The organism is Fluviispira vulneris (assembly GCF_014281055.1).
Taxonomy (GTDB): domain Bacteria; phylum Bdellovibrionota_B; class Oligoflexia; order Silvanigrellales; family Silvanigrellaceae; genus Silvanigrella; species Silvanigrella vulneris.
Genome location: NZ_JACRSE010000001.1, coordinates 589,300 through 612,318 on the forward strand (window position 1 = coordinate 589,300; position 23,019 = coordinate 612,318).

Genomic DNA, 23,019 nt, shown 5'->3' on the forward strand with positions numbered 1-23,019 from the left:
ATCATAACGATTCAAGAACTGCAAAAGTTATTGATTGCTCTTTTATTTTCTTAGTATTTATTTATTCCATTTTTAACATTTATTTTCCTTTACTGCTGAAATAACTTTTTGAATATATTTTGAATTTAAACTGTCTGTCTTTTCTTTAATCTCTTCTATCGTTTTTGGGATGACACAATCTGCCTGGGTACCATTTCCTTCAATTGCACGATGCGCTGTGCCATTATGAATTCTGCTTTGCATATCTCGCCAGGAAAAGGTCATTTCCGTATTACCTGGTAATCTTTCGACAAAATTTTTCTCTACTAACAATTCCCAAGATATAACATTGGCTCCACCTCCAGCTGTGAACTTGTTTTCACCAACTATTTTCGTTGCAAGATTTTGATCCTTCATAATTGCCACAAATTGATCGCAGGCTGAAAAACATTTAGCATTTGTCAAAATAATAATTTTTTTGTTATTCAATTTCGTAAAGCGACTTCTGTATACTTTATTGATTTCGTAATCTTGAGTTAAAGCTCTTGGCTTTGTGTATTGCCATCCATTTTGCGCAGCATCTTCTAAATCTTGTTTCCAGAATGCATATTCACTCGCAAAATCCAATAATACATTCCTTTCATAAGCCAAGAATTTATTCACTAGTTCTAAGTTACCTTTGGTATTTTTTAATCTAAATTCCATTGGATAAAAAGGGTATTTCGAATCTTTGTCATAAAATAGCCTAGCAAGATTATCAGCAAATCGAATCGATCCCCCACCATTATTTCTTAGATCAATTACAATCGTGTCTAAGTCTATTTGGCTTAATTTTGTATCGAGTCCATAAAGTATCCTATTTTCTTCTTCCCTCGCTTTATCATCATCATTTATATCTAAATCAAAAGTTGATATTTTAAAATAAGCGATATTTTCAAACTTTTCAATATTAGAATATTTTTTCACAATATCATTGTCTAATATTGGATTATACCCTTTTTTTAAAAAATTGAGTGAAGGTTTACTCGGTAATTCGTCATCCGTAAAATCAGACTGCAATCTTATGCCTTTTTCATCTCTATTACAATTTGGATCTATAAATGAATGTGATGGTATGCGAATTTTTCTACCCCCCCTTTCAAGCGAAAGGACAAATTGATCTTCACTTGGAAATTCATGAATGGCACCATTTCTATACATTAAATAATTTAAGCTTCTTAATTCTTCTGCGTTTGAATTTGCACCATAAGTAATTGTCTTAATCTTATTCAAAGCTTGTAGAACATTGACTCCATTTATTTCAGTTATGACATCTCCAACTCGTAATTGCGACAACGATAGAATATAATTAATAAAATCTTTATCACCAAAATTTTTAACGGAATGCATTGTCGTATTTAAAGAAGCAACTACAATTTTTTTCTGCCCATTTTCTTCGGCTAATTCTAATGATAAGTTATTGGGGTGCACACCTTTTGAAAAGCACTTACTCGGCTTATAAAATACTGTGTGAGCATCTTTTTGTTTAAAAAATACTTCTTCAATTTTATTGTAAAACATTTCTTTGCCAAATGAATTATTTACTTTTCTAATATCTGCAGCACTGTTACCCCCTTTGTCATGCACATAATAATTATCAAACATATAAGCAACAGTGTTTATGACCTTACCATGATCCGGATTTGTTATCACGCTGTTCACATCAAACTCATTATTTTTTTTTCCACAGGCTGAAAGCAGAATAAGTGAAGAGCATAAAATCAACTTTTTCATGAATTTCTCCAACTTTAAATGTATAAAAAGCGATTGAAAATATAAGTAGAAAATCAAGTGCGTCAGGTTTGTATAATTTCAAACCTTTTTACTCTATTTATTGTTTCAGATAGATTTATTATAATTTTTAAAAGTAACAATCAAGTTTTTATTAATAAAATTTAAGATTTTATATTTTTTACAATATTAATGCGAATTTTTAAGTCATTTTTTTAAATTTTGTTATATAACTCATCACTTTGATGATTGTCTTATCCTGCGAGCAAGTATTACTTTCGAACTTTCACCAAAACGCACACCTATATATATGGAAGTCAAAACACAGACAATTCCTAGAATTGTATTCATGTAAAATGGTTCCTTTAAAAATACTATGCCAAATATGGCAGAGCTAATCGGCACCATACCAGTCATGATAGCTGCTGTTTGGGAATCAATTTTTGCAATACCTCTATTATAAAATGTATAAAAAAGCGCGCCATTGAATAAACCGATAAAGAAACTGAAAATCCAAATAGATACATCGAGGGCAAAAAAACCAATTTTTGCTTCTGCAAAAAGCACAAAGGGAAGGCAAACAAGCATATTGATAAAATTAATTATGAGCCCAGACACGACAGGACAGACTTTAACTTTAATTAACTTTGCTAAAATAGTAAATAGTGCTTCGGGAATCATAGCTAAAAACACAATACAGTTGCCAATAAATACATCATATGAACTTTTATGATTATAAGTATTATGCAGTTGATTACCCGATAAATTAAGAATTATGACACCAATCACAACCAACAAAACACAAATAAAATGAATTTGCTTAAGTGACTGACGCAAGATAAAAAAAGAAAAAATTGCTATAAGTGTAGGAATTGCACTACTTATAACTCCAACAGACGTTGCAGTTGTTCGATCAATTCCAGACATATAAATAAGATTAAATAGAACCCCACCACTCAAAGCCATGAGTATGTATAGTATCCAATTGCGAAAATCGAACTTTTCTTCGGTCAAATAAAAGGAAATTTTCTTTTTTAGAAAAAGAGAAAAAAATGCTAAAATAAGAGTGCCAAATATATAGCGCAGTTCAAGTAATTGTATAACCGAAGCTTTCTCAACCAAATATTTATTGATAACTATATTTACGCCTACAAATGAATTAGCTAAGGCAATTTCCAATGTGCCAATAAGATAATTTCTTTTATTCTCAGTTTCCATAAAATCCTTTAAAAAGCAAACAAAAATTATTTATTTTAAATGCTTGAGAAATTCTTCTGAAGGAAAAAGAGTTTTATTCTTTTGCACAAATTCAAGCGCTTTCTCAGCCTGCCAGTAATCATTTTTTTGTACCACAAATTTCTTATAAGCTTGAAGGGCTTGCACGCCTTCTTTTTCATTCAGGTCATCAAGGACAGAACATGCAAAATCGAGCAATGGAAAATGAATTTTTGAATAATCTTCCTGCGAATGAAATAAATTTTTTAAATCTATTTTTTCTGAGTTAATAATTTCCCAAACTTGTCTGCGAATTTTACTGCTCTTCAATACTGCAGAGAAAAATGCGATGGGAGCAAATGTATGTTCAAAAGGTTGGGCATCGATATGTCTGATTTCCAAAAAATCCCTGAGACGAAGATGAGGAAATAACGTACCTAAATGAGTTTCCCAGCTTTCAACAGTTGGCTTTGTCCCTTTGTAACCGTTTTTCAACCAATCTTCAAAAGTCAATTCACCAAATAAAGGTTGTTCTTCTATTGGCAAACCATCTACAAAAAAGACAAAAGCTTTTTTGCCCCAAGTAGCATATTCGCACTCAAGATTTTCTGCAAAAGGTAAATTGGCAGGAATACCTGAACGACTGGGATCCATTTTCTGCCAAATTTCTTGTCGTTCTGAAAAAAATTGGCTTTTTTTATTTTTAAAATATTTAGAATTTGCAAATAATTTTGCTGTCAAAGGAATAAGAACTAAAGTTAAATTGACTGCATCTTCCCAATTCTCATCACCAAAGATATCTACATTTGCTTGTACAGTAGCACTGTGACGCATCATATCAATGCCACGAATTTGGGGAGCAGAATTAAAATAGCGGGTCATAATCTTGTAACGTTCTTTAGGTAACAGAAGAGGATGATCATCTGCTGATATTGGATTCGTACCATGCGATAAAAAAACCAAATCACCCGCTGATGCTTTTTCAAGTAATTTTAATCCATCTGCTACATTTGCACTCAAATCCGATAATTTTTCAAAGGGATCTGAGGAATATTCAACTTGCCCACCCGGTTCTGCGCTAAAATTTCCTCCTGATTTTAAAAACACAGTGGTGATAAGACCTGTAGCTTTATCAAACTTTAACTTAGCATCAGGTGCAATTTCCCCAATTCTTTTTAAAAGAGTTTGAATATTTATTTTTGAATTTTCAGTGCCTATAGGTGCTAAAGTCTTAGAATCGAATGCATGCATTTCCATTTCAAGACCCATTTTTTCGATTCCAGCACGGTTGCCTTTGATCGGCTTAATCCATACACGAGAACATATATTTTCAATATCAGTTGAGTTTTGCAATGACATAGAAACTCCAAACAAAAGGACAAAGGATTTACACCTTATTTTTTTTGTGGAGCAGGATCAAGTTGTAAGGCAAAATCTGAAACCCCTTCTGAACGGAGAGCATCCATTATGAGTACAACGGAATTATAAACGACATCTTTATCGGCGCTGATCATGGCCACAACTTTTAAGTTTGATGTGATTGCACTGCGTGCAGAGTTTTTTAAAAAGTCGAGACTTGCTGATTTCCCATCAAGCATAAATTCTCCACTTTTATTGATCATTATATTAAAATTTTTTTGATTTTGCAGTTTCTCCGCAGTTGCTGCTTTTGGTAGTTGCAATTTCATTCCTTTATTAACAATAAAATGAGCAGTAACCATAAAAATAATTAATAAAACCAACACCACATCTACGAAAGGTGTGATATTAATATCAACAATAGGTTCATCATCACCACCCAAATTACTTCCACCTGCCATTTTAAACTCCAAATTTTCAGCGTTTAGTGCCAATATGTGTCAATATAATTCGAGCCGTTGCATCGCTGTTTGCCATTTTCTTTTTAATTGCTCGGTTGAAAAAATTATAAGAAATAACTGCAGGTATAGCAACAAGAAGTCCAAGAGCTGTCGCTACTAATGCTTCAGAAATAGATGCCATAATAACTTCTGGCCCAGGATTGGCAGCAGTGGATAATGCATGAAATGCTTCGATTATTCCTATGATCGTACCAAATAAACCAATAAAAGGAGTGTTGCTCCCAAGAGTCCCAAGAACAACTGTGCCTTTTTCAAGACGCATTTTTGCTGCAATCATCGTGGCATGCATGGACTCTTCAGCGGCTTTTATATTGTCCATCCCCCGTTCGAGTCCTACGGCAGCTACACTGGCTTCGAGCATTTTTTGTCCTGAACACCAAGCCGATGTCTTCTCGAGTGATTCTGATGAGTTGAGCCTATCAGTTAAATTGCGAATGAAATCGGAAAAATCACCCTTCATTTTTTGGAAAAATAAAATACGATCAATAATAATTGCAATATTAACTATACTGCAAAGAATTAAAAGATACATGACCCATTGTGGTCCAGTCGCGAGAGCAAATTTCAAAAACTCTTGAGTGAGATTCATATATCACACCTTAAACAATGGATTAAAAAAATATTATTAACACTTAAATTCCAAGTTTTCATAAATACCTCTTAAATGTTCCCGCGCCCTTGGCAAAGAAGGTCGTGCCAAAGCTTGCTCAACATCATCCACATATTTCTCTTTTCGAATTCCACACAATACACTCGTTACTCCTGGAACCCATGCAAGCGTTGAAACAACAAATTGAGAAAGAGTGGCATCATCGTAGCCAGGCACATCGGCAAGCTGTTCTTTTGCAAGCCGCTCTAGGTCGGAAGAAAGTTGTGTCCAGTTTTCAAGACCTTTTTTCATTCCGTCATCAAGTTTTTCATAGTCCTCTTGTGAAATTTGTGGTCGCGTTAAACGAATAAGTCCATCATTAAACATGGCATTAAATGGTCGATTCAGCATAACACCAATATTGTTTTTCTGCGCATAGGAAAGAGTTGACTCGCCAATTTCTTCGACATCATAAAATGCAGGGGAAACTTCAAGCCAATTCATTGGCATTTGTACAACTCTAAAATTATGTTCTGGCGAAATAGAGAGAGCAATTTCATGCATTTTTTTAATTGAGACAGAAGAATATTCCTCTTGGGGTGCGCCTAAATTGTTAGAGCTGATACCATATGCACGTATTTTGCCTTCACTGACTAATTTTTCGAGGGTAAGAAAACTTTCGCGTATACGCGAATAAAATACTGTAAGAGCTTCTTGCTGTTCCATCTTTTCAAGCTCAAATTTTTTCAACATATATTCAGGATTATGTAACAAATACACGTCAATAGTTTCTAATCCCAAGCGACTTCTTGAACGTTCGACTTGATCCAAAATAAAATCAGGATGTATGCAATGCCAAGTCTCTTCCCCAAATTTACTTATTTCTTTAAAACCATTACCTTGTAATTCTTTTGCTTTTGCGAGTTCAATATTACTGCCTTGTATGTAGCCCACTTTCGATACGACAACAATATTCTCACGCAAAATTATATTTTCTGAGATCAATTTCTTTAAGGTTTTCCCAATGAGCATTTCGGATTGCCCACCGCCATAATTCGTACTTGTGTCGATTAAATTCAAACCTTTTTTTAAAGCCAATTCAAGAGCATTGCCACACTCTGGATAACCTAGACCTTTCGACATACCTATGCGATAAGAACCAAAACCCACAGGAGTAACGCTTGGACCACCCTTATACAATGTCCTTCTACGCGACTCAAAAAATCTTCCGAGCGAGTTTTTTGAAGGTTTTGTATTTATTGCAGTTGCATATCCAGGGAGTAAAGCCATTCCAAATTCCTTTCCACTAATTTCCTTGCTTTAAACCATGCATGGGGGAAACTTTAGATGCTTTCCATGCAGGGTAAAGCGCACCAAAAAATGATAACAATATAGATGTAATAAATGCAAATATGATGAGTTGCGAGTCGATTTGCACTGGGATTTTTTCCAGATAGTAAAATTTTTGAAAATCTCCAAGAGATATTCCTGAAAATACTTTCAATAGGATAAGCCCAGAAAGCACACCTAAAGTGGATCCTAAAATCCCAAGAAAAAGCCCAGAATAAACAAATGTACTTATTATTAAAGTTTTCTTAGCCCCTAGAGCTCTTAATAAAGATATTTGTTTTGATCGATCGATAACTGTTAAACTCAATGCAACAATAATATTAAAACCCGCAACAAAAGAAATAATAAGAACAATTAATTTAATTGAAGTTCCATCACGCTCAATTTGTTCAAAAAGACCGGTGTCTATTTCTTGCCATGCAACAACATTATAAGGAGTTTTTCCATGTAAATCTTTTGAAACCTGCAAAGCAAGAGCAGGATCTTTTAATTTAATTTCAACTCCACTTGCCCACCCCTCGTTGCCAAATAAATTTACACCATCCTGAAAATTCATAAAAACATTTTTTCGATCATACTCTGATAGTCCTGTTGCAGCTATTCCAGTGACATATAGTTTATTATAGCGAACACCCAATGCACTTTTTCCGGCTCCAAAAGTCATTAAAGTAACAGTACTACCAACCTTGGCATCGAGTTCTTCAGCTAGTTCTTTGCCTAAAATGACATGAGGTAATAAAGAAGGATTGCTACCAGGGTCAAGTGTATTACGAAAATTATCGATCAATTTACTAGCTATATTTATAGAATCCAATGCGTTTTTTGGATAAATAAACTTATTTAATTCTTTTATTGAGGCAGACTCTGTTCCTTTCATTGCCTTTATATACACAGATGATGTTTGTCGACCCAGACCCATAACTGATTCTTGATAAATAAACGGACTCATACCTTCTATTGGTACTTTAATGAGTTTTTTTAATTCTTTTTCTGTAGTTTTTACATCTTGAATTCCATATTGAGAAAATACGATAAGATTTGGATTGACCATCGAAATTATATTTTTAATTTCTGCTTGAAAACTATTTAGCACAGTAATAACAACCAAAAAAGCAGCTACTCCAAAAGTTATTCCTAAAATAGAAACAAGGGAAGTAAAACTCAACTTTTTTGAATTTTTTTTACAAATAAAATTAAAAGCTAATCTTGTAATTAAGTTCACTATTTTCGACCTCTTGCGACAATCAACTTCCATCCACTTTTTTATTGGGACACACATCATCCAGATAGGCTTAACATATTCTTCTCAGACAGGAAGCCACATCACACTAAAAAAGATTTTGAGCTTAGCGCGGCGGCCAGACCTTGACAAATCAGCACAGAGATAAATCTTTTATGTTGTGAGAAAACACGATAGTCAGCGCTTAGCTAATTAACTTATTGTGATTTTTACAAAATATAAGGAGATCTTGCTCATGGCTTACAATTTTACAACCCACGCTCAAAATGCAATCAATGAAGCCCATTCTCTTGCTCGCAAAAATGGAAATCCTGAACTCACCCCTTCACATATTCTCTACTCAATTTTTTTTAGTGATGAAGAAATCGTCAAAATGACTTTTCAACATCTTGGTCTAAAAACTCAACTTTTTGCCAATGAATTTAAAAAAATTATAGACAATTTACCTAAAGTTTCTGGTGGGGCAGAACCACAAACAAGTTCTTTTTTATCTTCATTTCTTGATGAAATTGAAAAAATTAAAAAAGAATTCCAAGATGAATTTATTTCGGTAGAACATTTTTTAATTGCTGCTCCAATATGTAAACAAACATCTGTATCGAACTTATTTAAAAAATATAATCTTGATTTAGATACTCTCAAAAAAGCAGTGCAAAGTATAAGAGGCAATAATAAAGTGACAGATCAAAATCCAGAAAATAAACTAGGTGTGCTTGAAAAATATGCTCGAGATTTAACAAAACTTGCTGAAGAAAATAAACTTGACCCTGTTATTGGCCGAGACAGTGAAGTCAGACGAGTTATTCAAATATTATCACGTAGAACTAAAAATAATCCTATTTTAATTGGTGAGCCTGGAGTGGGTAAAACCGCAATTGCCGAAGGACTTGCTCAACGCATTATTCGTGGTGACGTACCTGAAACCTTAAAAAATAGAAAACTGTTAGGCCTTGATATTTCAGCTTTGGTTGCTGGCGCCAAATTCCGTGGAGAGTTTGAAGAGAGACTCAAAGCTGTTTTAAAAGCGGTTCAAGATGCCTCTGGCAAAATAATTCTTTTTATTGATGAAATTCATACCATGGTAAAAGCAGGCGGTGGTGACGGCGCTATGGACGCTGGAAATATGCTTAAACCAGCTCTTGCTCGAGGAGAGCTACGCTGCATAGGTGCAACAACTCTTGATGAATATCGTATTATTGAAAAAGACCCAGCTCTTGAGCGCCGTTTTCAACCCGTTATGGTCAATCCCCCAAGCGTTGAAGACACAATCACAATATTGCGCGGGCTAAAAGAACGTTATGAAATCCACCACGGAATTCGTATTAAAGACAATGCCTTAGTAGCAGCAGCGACCCTTTCCGATCGCTATATTCCCGATCGTTTTTTGCCGGATAAAGCTATCGACTTAATTGATGAATCTTCCAGCCGTCTCAAAATACAACTCGACAGCGTGCCTGAAAAGATTGACACGATTGAAAGACGCATTTCTCAATATAAAATTGAATTGGTAGCCCTTTCTAAGGAAACAGATTCTCAAGCGCTCACACGCAAATCAGATATTGAAAATCAGCTAAAAGAGCTTGAAATAGAAGCAAAAAAACTGCATCAAAAATGGCAATCTGCAAAGGGCAGTGTCAATGAAATTAACTTGCTCAAAAAGGAAATCGAACAAGCGCGTGTCAAAATGGAAGAATACGAACGCCACGCGGACTATGCTCGTGCAAGCGAAATTAAGTTCGGTGAAATGCCTAAACTTCAACAGCGCCTGCGTGATCTCACTCAAAATTCCTTAGGTAACGATGAAAATAAACGGGACGAACTTTCTGTCCAACTCAAAGAAGAAGTCGATGCCGACGATATTGCAGCTGTTGTTTCGACATGGACAGGCATTCCAGTGAATAAATTATTTGCCGCTGAACGCCAACGCCTATTAAAACTAGAAGATGAATTACGCGAAAGTGTAGTTGGCCAAGATCATGCCTTGAAAGCGGTGGCAAATGCCATCCGCCTCAGCCGCAGCGGTTTAAAAGATCCTAACAAACCCATGGGTTCATTCCTCTTTTTAGGGCCAACGGGGGTAGGTAAAACGGAAACAGCGAAAGCTCTGGCAAAAAGCTTATTTGATTCCGAAAAAGCTATCATACGCATAGATATGTCTGAATATATGGAACAACATTCCGTATCTCGTTTAATTGGTGCGCCACCTGGTTACGTTGGTTTTGAAGATGGTGGACAGTTGACAGAAGCCATTCGCAGAAAGCCATACAGCGTTGTTTTATTTGATGAAATCGAGAAAGCTCATCCCAAAGTTCTTAATGTCATGTTGCAAATGCTCGACGATGGGCGCTTAACCGATGGCCAAGGTCGCACAATCAGCTTTCAAAATTGCATTGTTATTATGACAAGCAACATCGGTGCGCATCGGATACTTGAAGAACCAGCAAATGAACGCAACGGCGAAAAATTAAAGCAAGCTGTTATGAAAGAGCTGCTCAATCATATGCGACCAGAATTGCTAAATCGTATCGATGAAACTGTTATCTTCAACGCTCTTGGTGAAGATGTGATTGAGAAAATTGTTAGCATCCAAGTAGCACGTTTAAGTGCTCGCTTGTCATCTCAACAAAATATGCAATTAAACGTTTCACCAGCCCTTATCAAACGGGTTGCACAAGAAGGCTGGGACATTAATTTTGGTGCACGTCCTTTGAAAAGATCTTTACAAGAGCTGATAGAAGTTCCTCTTTCTATAGAATTATTGGATGGGAAATTCAGCGAAGGCGACACGATACTGGCTGATGAAAACAGTGAGCATAAAGTTATCTTTCATAAAAGATAACTTTTAATCCTGAGTAAGACATAAAATAATTTCCTCAGGTTCAAAATCATGCAAATTCCGGCTTGTCTGACAAATAATTAAAGTTTTTTCAGACAAGTCGTTTTGGTCAGTAGTAACTTCTATTTCAAATGTAATATAATACTCTGATAATTTCACTCCCAAAAAACGTTCATCAAGTTTTCTCTCAAAACCAAGCGCTCTTTTTTCCTTTAAAGAATTTAATTCAGAACTTTCACAGATAAGAGCAGAGCGCATCCATCTTAGCAGACCATCGATTTGTCCATTGCTAGGTTTTTTTAAAGCAATTTTATAATTTTTCTTTTCTTTTTTGGGAATAGTAAAATAAAAATAATTTTCTTTTCGATTAAATTTATAGAGCTTAAAATTCTCTGGAAATTCTTTTTCTAAAATATTTTCCATTATATGGTAAAGATCCGAATGCAATTCTAATAAATTTGAATGATCATATTTTTTAAACAAAGGAAGTGGTATTGTAGGATTTATTGCCGACAACTGTGCAAGTATTTTGCAACATTCCAAGTAAAAATCACACGGTTTAGTGCTAGGAGAGTTTAATATATTTTCCAAAGCAGAAATACATTCTAATAATATATTTTTTTTATTTTGCCATTCATTACAATACAAAATATCATTATATTTATGCACATATGAAATATCTTCATTAAGTTGAAAAAGAATTTTATTGAGACTGCTTAATATTTTATAACTTGAATCTATAATAAGATCATTGTTCTTAATATTTAAAAGTGGAGGAACATAATCGTCCAAAAGTATTTTTCCATTTTCATTCTTCAAGAGTGCAATTGGTAAGCTAGAGCCATATGAAGGAATATTTTGACCTACCGTTAAGAATGCATGGTCAGCATATGTATAGAACTGATATGTGAAATCTCCTGAGCTCACAAAATCTAACGAATAAACAGGTATGTTGTCATTTTGCTCTTTTTTTTTGTTATTAAAAACATTAGTTAAGCTTATAACTGTAAGATAAACATAATTTTTTTCTGTGTAATTGAGATTGAGTTTATTTAAATCTATTGATAATTTGCTTTTATATTTTGCTTGATAAGAAAACTCATAACCATCTACTAAAATGCACTCTATGGAAAGTAGAGACAAGATATTTGAATACAAATAACTATCGCTCCATTTTAGCATTGACACGCCATATGAATTGGGTTCTCTTTTTATATTTTGCAATTTTCTGATATGTTCTTCGTTTTCAAAATTTTTGATAAATATATCTTTCAATGAAAGTGCACAACTTTCAATGCAAATTCTTTTAGGAATATCAGAAAATCTTGAGCTGTTCATTTTAAATAATCCTCAATGAAAATTGCTAAAATAGAATTTTAAAATTTTAGTTTTTTATAGATAATCATTGTAACTATTTCTTGCAAGTCGAAATGTAAATTTTTTAATTTAAAGCAATACCCATCGTGCGATTTTCTCTTGGTCGTAAGGTACAAGCGCTTAAATATCCATCTTCAAGTCGTATTTTACATGAGCGAATCGTATTGTTATTATTTATCACATAGGCATTGTCTTTATAAAAGGCAATGCCTATTGGGCCTTGAAACCCACCGACAGATTCTTTTGATTTATGAGAGAGATTATCTTTACCAATTTCAAAAATATCAACAGTATTTTCATAATAATTCACAGTATATTTAAATCCATTGTACTGCACTTCATTACGAAACCCATTCATGCTTTCGCTTGTTTTGCAATCAACCAGTTCTGCATTATCAGCAATTTTACAAGAGCGTACGGTATTCTTATAATAATTTGAGACAAAAGCAAATCCATCATGAACTGCAATACCATTTGGATGGTGAAACCCCTCACCAGTAGAAGCACACCCGCTGAGTGTGCCATTTAAATTTACTTTACATTTACGCACTTCGTTGATTAAAAAATTTGTTACATAAGCATAGCCTTTAGAAAAAGCAATTCCGTTTGGCAGGCGAAAACCAGAATTTTTTTGACAATCTGTCAAATGTCCTCTTGGACTGATTTTGCAAGAGCTTATAGAGTTTTTTCCAAAGCTTATTGGATAGTTATTTGGAACAGTGTCATTGTAGTTTGAGATATAAGCATATCCATTATTTTGAGCTATAGAAAAAGGATTTTTAAAACCTGAACCTTCGGTTCGGCATTCTTTTAAACTACCATCAACAAATATTCTGCAAACTCTCACGCTATTATGATAACTAGAAATAAAAGCATAGTTATTATAAATTGCAATGCCAAAAGGGCTGATTAAATCCGTACCTGTGGATACACACCGAGTTAACTTAGCATTTTGCTCAATATGACAAACAGTTACGCTATTATTATCATTTGTAATATAAGCATAATTATTATGCAAGGCAATAGCATATGGCATCTGAAATCCACTGCCTGTGGACTCACAATGCGCAAAAACGCCATCCTTTTTCACTTTACAAAGTTCCACTGTATTTTTTAAATAATTTGTAATATAGGCTGAATATTTTTTATATTCTTCTTTATTAGCTATATGTGCAGAGAGATTTAAAGACATACCCATAAATACAACAAATAAAAACATCAATAACATATTTTTCATCATTTAAAAAACCTTCTTCACTATAATTAAACTCTTCCTTTACTATTAATATACACAAAAAATAACTTAAAAAGTTATTCAACCATAGAAAAGATGAATGTAAATATATAAATTTGTTGAAAGAAAAAAGGCGCTTATTTTAATAAAACAAAGAGCTTTGAGTATGAATACCCGCATGAAATATATGTCAAGTTTAAAAAAAAGTAAATAGACCTCAGTTAGAATATTTTGTAAAATATTAAATATTATTTCTATCTTTAGTCCTATTGAGTAGATTTAATTTCTCTAAAAAAATTTGCCATCACTTTTTTGTTGAGATATATATTTTTTAGTTTCTCTGCTTGTTTTAAAGCGTAAAAGGTAAAAAATGAGTAATTATAAAAAGATAGAGACATACTAAATACCTCCTATTTTTATTTTTCTCTGGGCAAGTGGATCCGTATTTGTCAAAATTGGTTTAGAATTTTCTTCTGTTTGGGTTTTTTTATTTCTAAGATCATTTTTATCACACTGGTATGTGTACGAGAATTTTTTAAGTTGACAAAAAAAGGAAAGAATGAAGAAAATGTTCTACGAGTCATACAAATTATCTTATTGTAATATCATATTATTTGTATCTTCTTTTGATAAATATTTTATAAATATTTTATAAATTGTTTTATCCTGAACCACACTTTTAATAAGTTTTTGCCATTTATCAGCTTCTTCTTGATTAAATGTTAATTTAGAAAACATTAGCCCTCTATGAAAGGGTTCTTCTTTTGGAATCCAATCGACGACCTTTAAAATATCATTCAGATTTTTATCTTCTTTAAATTGCTTTTTATAAATTATATTAGAAGAAAAAATTCCTTGTATCTTATTATTTTTTAAATATAAGAAAAGAATTTCTTGATCAACAAATTCTTCGACTCTATTCGCTGCTTGAAGTTTCTTAAGAAAGTCATCATCAAGCGTTTGACTTCCATGTTTAAAACTTCGCACAATTCCAAAACGTAAATTTTTATTGGCAATAAAATCTTCCATACTTGTCGCATTAGCATCTTTTCGGATTAAAGCCATATTTTTTAATTTTACATAAGGAAAAATATAAGCAACCTTTTCTCTTTCAGGATTTTTTATCCCACCTAACATGATATCCAGATCCCCGTGTGCAAATGAAATCCACATACGAGCACGGGTCATTTTGACATTTTCAAACTGACAATGTGTACGCTTTTTAATCTCATCCAGTAAATCTTTTTCTATACCGGTTCCTTTTTTCATATCATACATAAAACCATAGTCTAAATAGGAGAAATTAAACTTTTTAAAACATTTTGGCAGCTCTGATGCAAATATTTGGGTAGGAAAAATCATTATAATAAAAAGCGCAAATAAAAACTTTAACATATTTAAATGCTCCTGCAATAAAGTCTGAATTCAGTATATAATATTTTTTTTAAAATGCAATGTTTAAAACTTAACTCTAAAATGCTTTAATTTTTTTAATAATAGGAAATACTCTTTCCTTTTAAATAAAAACCTGTATAAAGAACAAAGTTTTGATTTGTTGAAGTTGAGGATATCATGTACTACAAACTTATATTTTTAGATTGTTTTCTAACTATCTGCACTTTTCTGTATTATATAGCGATCATTGGTGGTGTGTATAACGCCAATGGCAATGCTGGACAAATAGGTTTTATCGCTATGGCAATCACTTTGCCTTCAATTGCAATCAGTTTCTTCTCAGGAAAATTATTTAAATCGGCAAATCTACTTAAAAATATTTATGCTTGCTCTGTTATTAAAATAATAGCCCTTCTTTCTTTATACTTTTTATACACGAATATTTATTTTTTAATCAGCTTAATTGTCCTAAATGGTATTCTCAATCAAGTTATAGCTGTTTCAAAGCAATCATTTGATGCAACTCAGATTGAACCCACTTTACGCACAAAGTTTAACAGTAAAAAAGCTTTTTTAAACGAGATTGCTCTAATTATAGGCCCTGCTTTAGGCGGCCTCACAGCAGCTTATTTTAGTTTAAAAAATATCTGTCTTATTTTAGCTCTTCTCAGCACTGTTCCAATTTTTTTCCTATTGAGTTTTAAGAATATTAAAAGAAATTATGCAGAAGTCGTTAAACAAAAAGGCGCTAGCTTTAAGGAAAATATTCAATACCTATGCTCAAAGAAAATCGTACTTTTTTTATTAATGAGTTATAGTCTAGTCGTCATCATACTCGAAATGCAAACTCCACTAACCTTTCCTTTTGTCAAAGAAAAATTCAATGGTGACAACAGTGTCACAGGAGTTTTCTTTTCTGTTTGTGGAATTGGCGGTGTTATTGGGGCACTTATACCCATATTTATTAAAATAAAAAATGAGGCTTTAGCCATTTTGTTTCTTGTTATATTTGATGGTCTTTTTGTCTTTTTATTTACGATAAGCACAAATTTTTACTTAAGTTGTGCAATATTCACAATTTTGGGACTGATGGGATCGATTGCCATCGTTCTTGTAGAAACTAAAGTGCAAAATGACCTTGAAGAAAAATACAGCCCCTTTGCATTTTCTATCATACAATTGGCAAAGAACTCGATCGGAGCGGCCCTTGCTGCTGGAGCAGCCGCAGTCGCTGACCAGATAGGGGCAGTGAAAGTTTTACGCGGGGCAGCTTATTTTGAAATATTTTCTGGAATTTTATTCTTAATTTTATTTATTTTCTTATTAAGAAATATAAAAAATTACCCAAAAGAAATTAGTTAAAGATATTTCACGAAAAATTATGAATTATAGTCCACTCTCGTACTTAAGAGTTCAAATAACGCTTTTCTTTATTTTGTTGAGTGACACCTTTATTTAAAATAATCTTTTCACCTTCTTTTTTTCCTTTATCATAATGCTCTGTGAAGACTTGATTTGAACTTGAGACTTTCTGCACAATACGTGGAAATATTTTTTTTGTAAAATCTTGTAATTTTTTGTCTTCTAAAACTAATAATGAATTCACACTCTCTGGATCTAAATTATTTTTAGATTGTTTTTGCTTTTTTAATTTTTCTTTTTGCAATTGATCTAGTTTTTCTCTAAAGCCAACTAAAAGACCTTTTTGATATGACATTTTATGTCGAGCAGTAGCTTTTTTTTCTATTTGATAATTTTTCCATAATGCTTCCATCCGCTCAACTAAAAAATGAAAGACATACTCTGCCATAAGCACATTGTGCCGTGTGCCTAATATTTCAAGGGTCTGAAATGAATCATCTGCTAAAGGATCATAAAGTTGTGAAAAAATAACATTGACAAAATAATGAGCTTGCAAAAGAGAAGTAACATAAACATAGGTGCTTGGAGCTTTTTTCTTTTTAATATTCACAACAAGTGAATAAAATTCTGAATCCTTTCCTTCTTGAATTCTTTTAATATTGTATTTTGCATAAAGTTCTTGAACTTTTTCCATAGCTAAAAGCGCTTCATTTTCATTGGCAGATTGAGCTAGACTTAATAATTTTTCTAGTTTCCTAAGAATATTTTCATCTTCACTGCCATTTTTCCCATTACGAATATGCAATATCTTGTGCTCAATCTCTAAGGTGCACTTACAAAACTCTTTGGGAAGTCCTATTAAATCACATGCTTTTTGAAAGTCTTTTCCATGTTTGTCATTTGAAAAAAACACATCTGTCACAATTTGATGGGCAATTTCGTGCTTCAGCACACCTATAACAACTTCCCATGGGTACTCTTCAATAAGTAATGTAGACAAAGTGATAATTTTTGCATGGGAATTCCAGTTCCCCCAAGTACTCTTTAAATCTTCAATCAATATAAGAGGTTTCTTAAGATAGAGACCATATTGATAGCAAATATTTCCATATTCTTTATAAAGTTGTAAAGTCCAACGGGTACGTAAATCATTTTTAATCTTTTGAAATTTCATAAAATCCTCACTCACCTCCAAATACAATTTTACACTACATTTGAACTTATTCCATTTGTGTATCAAAATATGGGCAAACTGAGAAATTTTTTTGCCTAAAAATACATTAAAAATTTTTATTTTTCATAGAATAATTAAAGTCTTTAGTTCTTAATCGGAGATAACGTCGTCTTCGTGCTCATTGATGAATTTTCTTTATTTTTTTCTGCAGTTAAATTTTCTGAAGTCTTTTCCATATAAATAGGGACTGTAACTTCTTTTGTCATACCACCCACAAGTGACACATCTACTCGCGTTTTGGGTAAAATTAAATTTTGATCCCCTACAAAGTAACTGAGCCAATAATCTCCTTCCGGCAAATAAATTTCATCGGGTTTAAAATACATAATATCTATTGACTTACCAAACATATTCATACTCTTTGACTCAAATCGGACAAAATCTGTTTTGGTATTTCCAGTTGTGTAGCGTGTCTCCCATTTTATTTTTACCCGTCCCAATTTATCCACTCGTACAGAATCTTCTGAAGCATAAAGATTTTTAAATATCCCTTTGATCCCTTCAATTCCATATTCATATTTTTGATCAAATACCAAAAACGGCATATCCGCAGGAACAGTCATCAAAACAAAAGGCATTCTATTCATATGAATTGTGACTCTTGAAGGAGGGCGACATTTTTCATATTTTTCACTGCATGGTGGTGATACAACCATGGCCCCTTGGGTTTTTACGGAGATTAATTCATCTTCATTCACTTGGATATTTTTTTCAATTTCCGTCCCTTCCAAAGTCACTCTGTACTTTCCTGGAAACACAGGATAATCAGTATTCAAACGGAATAAAACTTTTTCATTTATATAGGCAAAAATAGGTTGTCCACCTGCCTTTAAACGCTCTTCAATTGGAAAATTCCGCGGCAATCCTATTCTTAGAACTCCGAGTTTTATATTTAACGGATTTGAATTTATTTGTATATCTTCCTTACTACCGTTAACTTCGACTTGATATCGCCCTGCCTGTAACCACAGTGTTCCATTCACAGGTGCTGAAATAACGAATTTTTTATCTTTCTTATTTAAATCAAGTGGCAAAGAAAAAAATTTACTGGAATCCGTATTTATTGGCGATGAAAGTTTTAAAGGCCAAAGTTCTATTTTTTTATCTGAAAATAATCCTGCTTGAAAATTCAGATCTATATTTCTCCCTGAAATAGTCAGAGAATTTTTACCAGGTAGAATATCGAAATTCATTCTATTAATAAACCAATGTTCTTTTCCATCTAAGGGATCGATGCAATAACTATTATATATATTTTCTTTTTGATCAAGAGGATTTTTCTCAATATTTTTACTTCCTAAAACTATACTCACACGACTTAAGACAACTTTTTCTTCTTTTTCACTTTCATTATTGAACTCGTAAGAACTACATTCATTGGCTAAAAAATATTTTCCTTTTGGCAATAAAACTTTCGTATTGGTTGAAACTTTCATAATAGGATAATATACTTTATTTTTCTTATCATCTTTAGTTATTTTATATAAAATAACATCTTTATTTGCTAATCCTTGAAAAACAAAATACTGCCGCTCATTGTCTGAAGAAATTTTTCGACAGGAAGATAAAAGTAAAATAAAAAAAATAAAAAAACATAAATTATTTTTCAATGCGAACACCTCAACAAAGTATTCAACGAAAAATATTTATGATTCTCATATAGTTCCAAATGACCACCCAATGAAACTTCATTGCCTTTTTTTATACATGCATTATGATGCGGAATATTTTCAGTTGTAACTTGTATGTATCCTGTTTTATCTTCTAAAATAAACCACAATCCACCAGGACCAATATCATTTACCTTGCCAGAAAGAACAATCGGTTGATTAAAATATCCATCAGGCGTCAGCAAGAGCAATTTGATTTCAACCAGACGCGCTCGCCGTTCACAACCCAACAAATTTATTATTAAGATAAAACTAATGCTCAGGTGAAGAAGTCTCTTCATCCTCTTGTTCCTTCTGTAAATCTGCTGTCATTTCATCTACAACTTTATTAATATCGATGATACCACGGATACGATCGCCAACCCTAGATACACCTGCTAAAATTTTATATTCAGCAGGGAAAAAGTTCTGAGGGATAGATTCGACTTCTGTCTGTTGCAATCGGACAAATTCAGTGATGTCGTCGACAATAACACCGAAGCCACCATATTCACATTGCAAAATGATTACGCGGGTGGTCGAAGCTGCTTTGCCACGTTCAAATTTTAAAAACCTTCTTAAATTGAGCACCGGCATGATTTCGCCACGCAGCGCTATTATTCCTTCAACTAAAAATGTCGCCTTTGGCACAAAAGTGATTGTTGTCAGCATTATAATTTCACGCACAAGGGACATTGGGAGCAAAAACTCTTCTGTGTGCAATTTAAAACCAATATGTTGTACACCAGGAGTCTGAATGGCGCCTTCGTCTGTAACGTCATTGATATATTGACTGTTAGTGGTGTCATCTTGATAAGGTAACTGAACTTGTGATGCATCTCCTCCTGATGCATGCATATTTTTAATTCGATAATGCAGCACGGTTTGAGTACCCCATTTTTGTTTGTGAAAAATCGTCTATTATTTCGCCTACGTCGAGAACCAAAGCGACTCGACCATTGCCAAGCACACAGCCACCGGCAACACCTCTTCTTTTACCCATCAATTGACCCAATGATTTAATAACGATTTCTTGTTGACCTTGCAGCTGATCAACGATCACACCAACACGTTTTTCTCCAACTCCTACGACAACAAAAATAATGCGTGGTTTTGTATGTCGCGCTCGAAATGAAGCATTATTTATAACTGTAGGAGTTTTTGGTGGTGGAGCTTCTACTTTTTTCTCTTTATTTTCTACTGGATTACCTAAGCTATCTTTATCTGTTTTTACTTCTTCATCATCATGATGTTTTATTCTCTGTATGTCGGAAACAGAATACCAAAGTAACTCAGACATCATTTGCAATTCAAATACATCGGTTAAACGTAACAAAGGCAAAACCCGATCTCTTAGTTTAACAAAATCAGCGGTGCCCATTTTCTGCACATCTTCTGGACGAATGCGAATACTTTCAATCACATTTACCAGTGGAATTGCATAACTTTCTCCTCGTGTTTCTACCATTAAGCTAGGAATAATTGCTAATGTAAGTGGAAGTTTAATTGTGGTTGTTGTACCCTTTCCTATTTCACTGTCGAGCTCAATAATCCCTTTTAACTTAACAATACTTTTTTTAACAACATCCATTCCCACGCCACGACCTGAAATATTAGTGATTTTTTCAGCAGTCGAAAATCCTGGCTCGAAGATCAAATTAAATGTTTCTTTATTAGTCAGATGATCAGATTCTTTTATGAGTCCTCTCTCGATTGCTTTACTTCTTAGCTTTTCAACCTGAAGCCCTTTTCCATCATCTTGAATCGTAATTACGATCATATTTCCATCTTGACTTGCTTTTAAATGTATATTTCCTTTTCTGGCTTTACCTAGTTTTTCCCGATCATCAGGAAGTTCTACCCCATGGTCAACACTGTTACGGATTAAGTGAACAAGAGGATCTCCTATTTCTTCAACCAGTGTTTTATCAAGCTCAGTTTCTCCACCGATTATATGCAAGTCTATTTCTTTACCGATTTGTCTACACAAATCACGAACAACTCGAGTAAATTTATAGAATGCATTCCCAACAGGAACCATGCGAATTTTCATTATAATGCTTTGAACTTCATTCATATGCCGCCCGAAAAGCAGCACACTTTCACTCATCGAGTGGCCAAGTTCACTGTTTCCATTGCCACGCAATTCTTCTTCAATACGAGCAAAACGTGTTCTATCAATAACAAGTTCACCTACTAAGTTCACAAGACTGTCCAAACGTTTGAGGTCCACACGAATGGTTCCTCCGGCTTCTCCTCCTTCAGCTTTTTTCTCGTCTGGTTTTTTCTTATCCCCTCCTGCGGCGGGCTTTGCTGCGGGTGCAGGTTTTGCGGCGGCTGGTGCTGCTGCAGGCGCTGCAGCGGGCGCAGCGGGTGCGGGTGCGGCGGCCGGGGCTGCAGCAGGGGCTGCTGCGGGTGCGGCGGCTGGGGCTGCTGCCGGAGCAGATGCTCCTCCCCCTTTTGACACGGCAAGCCGGATTTTCTCCAACGCATCGTTGATCGGTTGCTCAGAAGATTTATTCGCTTTTACAGCTTCAAACATGCTACGAATGCGGTCTAGACCAAAGAAAAGTCCATCCATTAAAGCGGGTGTTACCTTAAGATTTCCTTTCCGAATGCGATCAAATAGATTCTCCATTTTATGGGTGACTTTTTCAATCGCCCGAAAACCAAACATCCCAGAAGTCCCTTTAATTGTATGGGCATTTCTGAAAATGTTTTCAACCGCTTCTTTACTTTCTGGATTGCCTTCCAAATCCAGCATGGCTTGACTTAAATTCTCAAGCAGTTCGTCTGCATTCGAAAGGAAATCTTGCAGCATTTCAGGATCGAGATCGGGAACGTCGACGGCATTGGCTCCTGAAAGATTTTTCGTATCAAAATCTTCGGGTTGCTCATCTTCATCTCCCCCACCACCATGCCCAGCGGCAGCAGCGGGCGCTGCAGCGGCTGGAGGTGGGGGTGGGGCAGCGGCCGCAGGCGCAGTAGCAGGTGCTGCGGATCCTGAAAAAACCAAAGTGTCCCAAGGTGCTCCTAAGGCTTTTAAACAATTAGGATCTTTTTCAAGTTTCTTAACTTCAGCTTCTGCCATACCTGACAAAGATTTTTCATCAAGCTCAGCGGCAAAGACAAGCAGAGAACCCTGTGGGGAGTGTTTTATAATAATGAAATCACCCACCCGAGAAATATCATCTACATGCTTTCCTGATTTTAATTCATCTAAACTTTTATATTTATCAGCAGGTAAAACCAACGAAAATAAAAATTCAGCACGGGTTTTAAATTTTTCAAAGGCGGCATTTTCCTCTGCTGTGAGAGCAAGAGTATCTCCTCCACCCGCTGCAGCAGGAGCAGCTTCCGCAGGTGGTGTGGCTGCAGGGGCTGCGGCTGGTGCACCTCCACCTTTAACCACTTCAGTTCGTTGGTGAAATTCGTGAGCAACCCTTTCTGCTTCCATCAACACATCGGGATCGATCGCCTTTGGAAAGGCTTTAAAAACTTGTTCAAAAACATTCTGAGCATCGGAGACAAGTTCAATAATTTCTTTAACAAGCTTTACTTTTTCTGAACGGACAAGTTCGATATAATCTTCAACAGCATGGGCTGTGGCCACCATTTCATTCAGGTTGGCCATTTGCGAAAGACCTTTTAGAGTGTGCAAAGTCCTAAAAAGTTCTTGGCTTTCTTCTAAAGGAACTTCTTCATTGGCAATAAGGTGCTCTTGAAAACCTTGGCATAGACCAGCTAATCGTTCCACAAGCTCAGTGGCTTCGTTTTTTAATTCTTCGGCAAGACTGTTGTCAGATGATGCATCATCAGGTGTTTGGATAAAAACTTTCTTGTTACCGTAGAACACATTGTCCCCCGTATGTATACCCGTTAAGGGCATAAGCGTTTTATGCCATATAT

General features: G+C 34.4%; 17 protein-coding genes. 2 read left to right on the forward strand and 15 right to left on the reverse strand.

The window, feature by feature from the left end:
• Positions 1-72 precede the first annotated feature (72 nt).
• The 7 genes from H7355_RS02310 to H7355_RS02340 form a co-directional block, all read right to left on the reverse strand.
• A complete protein-coding gene (locus H7355_RS02310) occupies positions 73-1,752 on the reverse strand; it encodes a S41 family peptidase (protein WP_186644701.1) in 1,680 nt (559 codons plus the stop codon).
• A gap of 234 nt (positions 1,753-1,986) precedes the next feature.
• Positions 1,987-2,967, reverse strand: coding sequence for a DMT family transporter (locus H7355_RS02315; protein ID WP_186644703.1), 981 nt, complete (start codon positions 2,965-2,967; stop codon positions 1,987-1,989).
• 30 nt (positions 2,968-2,997) lie between these two features.
• Positions 2,998-4,323, reverse strand: coding sequence for a glutamate-cysteine ligase family protein (locus tag H7355_RS02320; protein WP_186644705.1), 1,326 nt, complete (start codon positions 4,321-4,323; stop codon positions 2,998-3,000).
• Positions 4,324-4,358: 35 nt separating this feature from the next.
• Complete coding sequence (locus tag H7355_RS02325) at positions 4,359-4,784, reverse strand: ExbD/TolR family protein (protein ID WP_186644707.1); 426 nt, start codon at positions 4,782-4,784, stop codon at positions 4,359-4,361.
• A 16-nt stretch (positions 4,785-4,800) separates the two neighbouring features.
• Positions 4,801-5,433, reverse strand: coding sequence for a MotA/TolQ/ExbB proton channel family protein (locus tag H7355_RS02330; protein ID WP_186644709.1), 633 nt, complete (start codon positions 5,431-5,433; stop codon positions 4,801-4,803).
• Between the two features lie 36 nt (positions 5,434-5,469).
• Positions 5,470-6,723 (reverse strand): aldo/keto reductase, encoded by a 1,254-nt coding sequence (locus tag H7355_RS02335; protein WP_186644710.1) that lies wholly within the window; start codon positions 6,721-6,723, stop codon positions 5,470-5,472.
• Positions 6,724-6,739: 16 nt separating this feature from the next.
• A complete protein-coding gene (locus H7355_RS02340; RefSeq protein WP_186644711.1) occupies positions 6,740-8,005 on the reverse strand; it encodes an ABC transporter permease in 1,266 nt (421 codons plus the stop codon).
• A gap of 253 nt (positions 8,006-8,258) precedes the next feature.
• Between H7355_RS02340 and clpB the strand changes: the two genes are divergently transcribed.
• Positions 8,259-10,862 carry an ATP-dependent chaperone ClpB gene (gene clpB, locus H7355_RS02345; RefSeq protein ID WP_186644712.1) on the forward strand — a complete coding sequence of 868 codons (2,604 nt, stop codon included), beginning with the start codon at positions 8,259-8,261 and terminating at the stop codon, positions 10,860-10,862.
• Positions 10,863-10,865: 3 nt separating this feature from the next.
• Here the strand turns inward: clpB and tssK are convergent, their stop codons facing one another.
• From tssK to H7355_RS02360, 3 genes are all read right to left on the reverse strand, one after another.
• Entirely contained in the window at positions 10,866-12,197 is a 1,332-nt protein-coding gene (gene tssK / locus H7355_RS02350) for a type VI secretion system baseplate subunit TssK (protein WP_186644717.1), read from the reverse strand.
• Between the two features lie 103 nt (positions 12,198-12,300).
• Positions 12,301-13,476: a hypothetical protein gene (locus H7355_RS02355; protein WP_186644719.1), complete on the reverse strand. Its 1,176-nt coding sequence runs from the start codon at positions 13,474-13,476 to the stop codon at positions 12,301-12,303.
• A 588-nt stretch (positions 13,477-14,064) separates the two neighbouring features.
• Positions 14,065-14,865, reverse strand: coding sequence for a substrate-binding periplasmic protein (locus H7355_RS02360; RefSeq protein WP_186644721.1), 801 nt, complete (start codon positions 14,863-14,865; stop codon positions 14,065-14,067).
• 177 nt (positions 14,866-15,042) lie between these two features.
• On the opposite strand from H7355_RS02360, the gene H7355_RS02365 reads away from it, so the two are divergent.
• Positions 15,043-16,227 carry an MFS transporter gene (locus tag H7355_RS02365; protein WP_186644722.1) on the forward strand — a complete coding sequence of 395 codons (1,185 nt, stop codon included), beginning with the start codon at positions 15,043-15,045 and terminating at the stop codon, positions 16,225-16,227.
• A 43-nt stretch (positions 16,228-16,270) separates the two neighbouring features.
• Here the strand turns inward: H7355_RS02365 and H7355_RS02370 are convergent, their stop codons facing one another.
• From H7355_RS02370 to H7355_RS02390, 5 genes are all read right to left on the reverse strand, one after another.
• Positions 16,271-17,401, reverse strand: a complete 1,131-nt coding sequence (locus tag H7355_RS02370; RefSeq protein WP_186644723.1) for a DUF2786 domain-containing protein — start codon at positions 17,399-17,401, stop codon at positions 16,271-16,273.
• A 143-nt stretch (positions 17,402-17,544) separates the two neighbouring features.
• Positions 17,545-19,071, reverse strand: coding sequence for a hypothetical protein (locus H7355_RS02375; RefSeq protein WP_186644724.1), 1,527 nt, complete (start codon positions 19,069-19,071; stop codon positions 17,545-17,547).
• Positions 19,068-19,412, reverse strand: coding sequence for an OB-fold nucleic acid binding domain-containing protein (locus tag H7355_RS02380; RefSeq protein ID WP_186644725.1), 345 nt, complete (start codon positions 19,410-19,412; stop codon positions 19,068-19,070). The genes H7355_RS02375 and H7355_RS02380 overlap by 4 nt, the downstream gene beginning before the upstream one ends.
• Positions 19,384-19,992 (reverse strand): chemotaxis protein CheW, encoded by a 609-nt coding sequence (locus H7355_RS02385; protein WP_130608880.1) that lies wholly within the window; start codon positions 19,990-19,992, stop codon positions 19,384-19,386. The genes H7355_RS02380 and H7355_RS02385 overlap by 29 nt, the downstream gene beginning before the upstream one ends.
• On the reverse strand, positions 19,973-22,966 hold the full coding sequence (locus H7355_RS02390) for a chemotaxis protein CheA (RefSeq protein ID WP_222435641.1): 2,994 nt from the start codon (positions 22,964-22,966) through the stop codon (positions 19,973-19,975). Before H7355_RS02390 ends, H7355_RS02385 begins: the two co-directional genes overlap by 20 nt.
• Positions 22,967-23,019 lie beyond the last annotated feature (53 nt).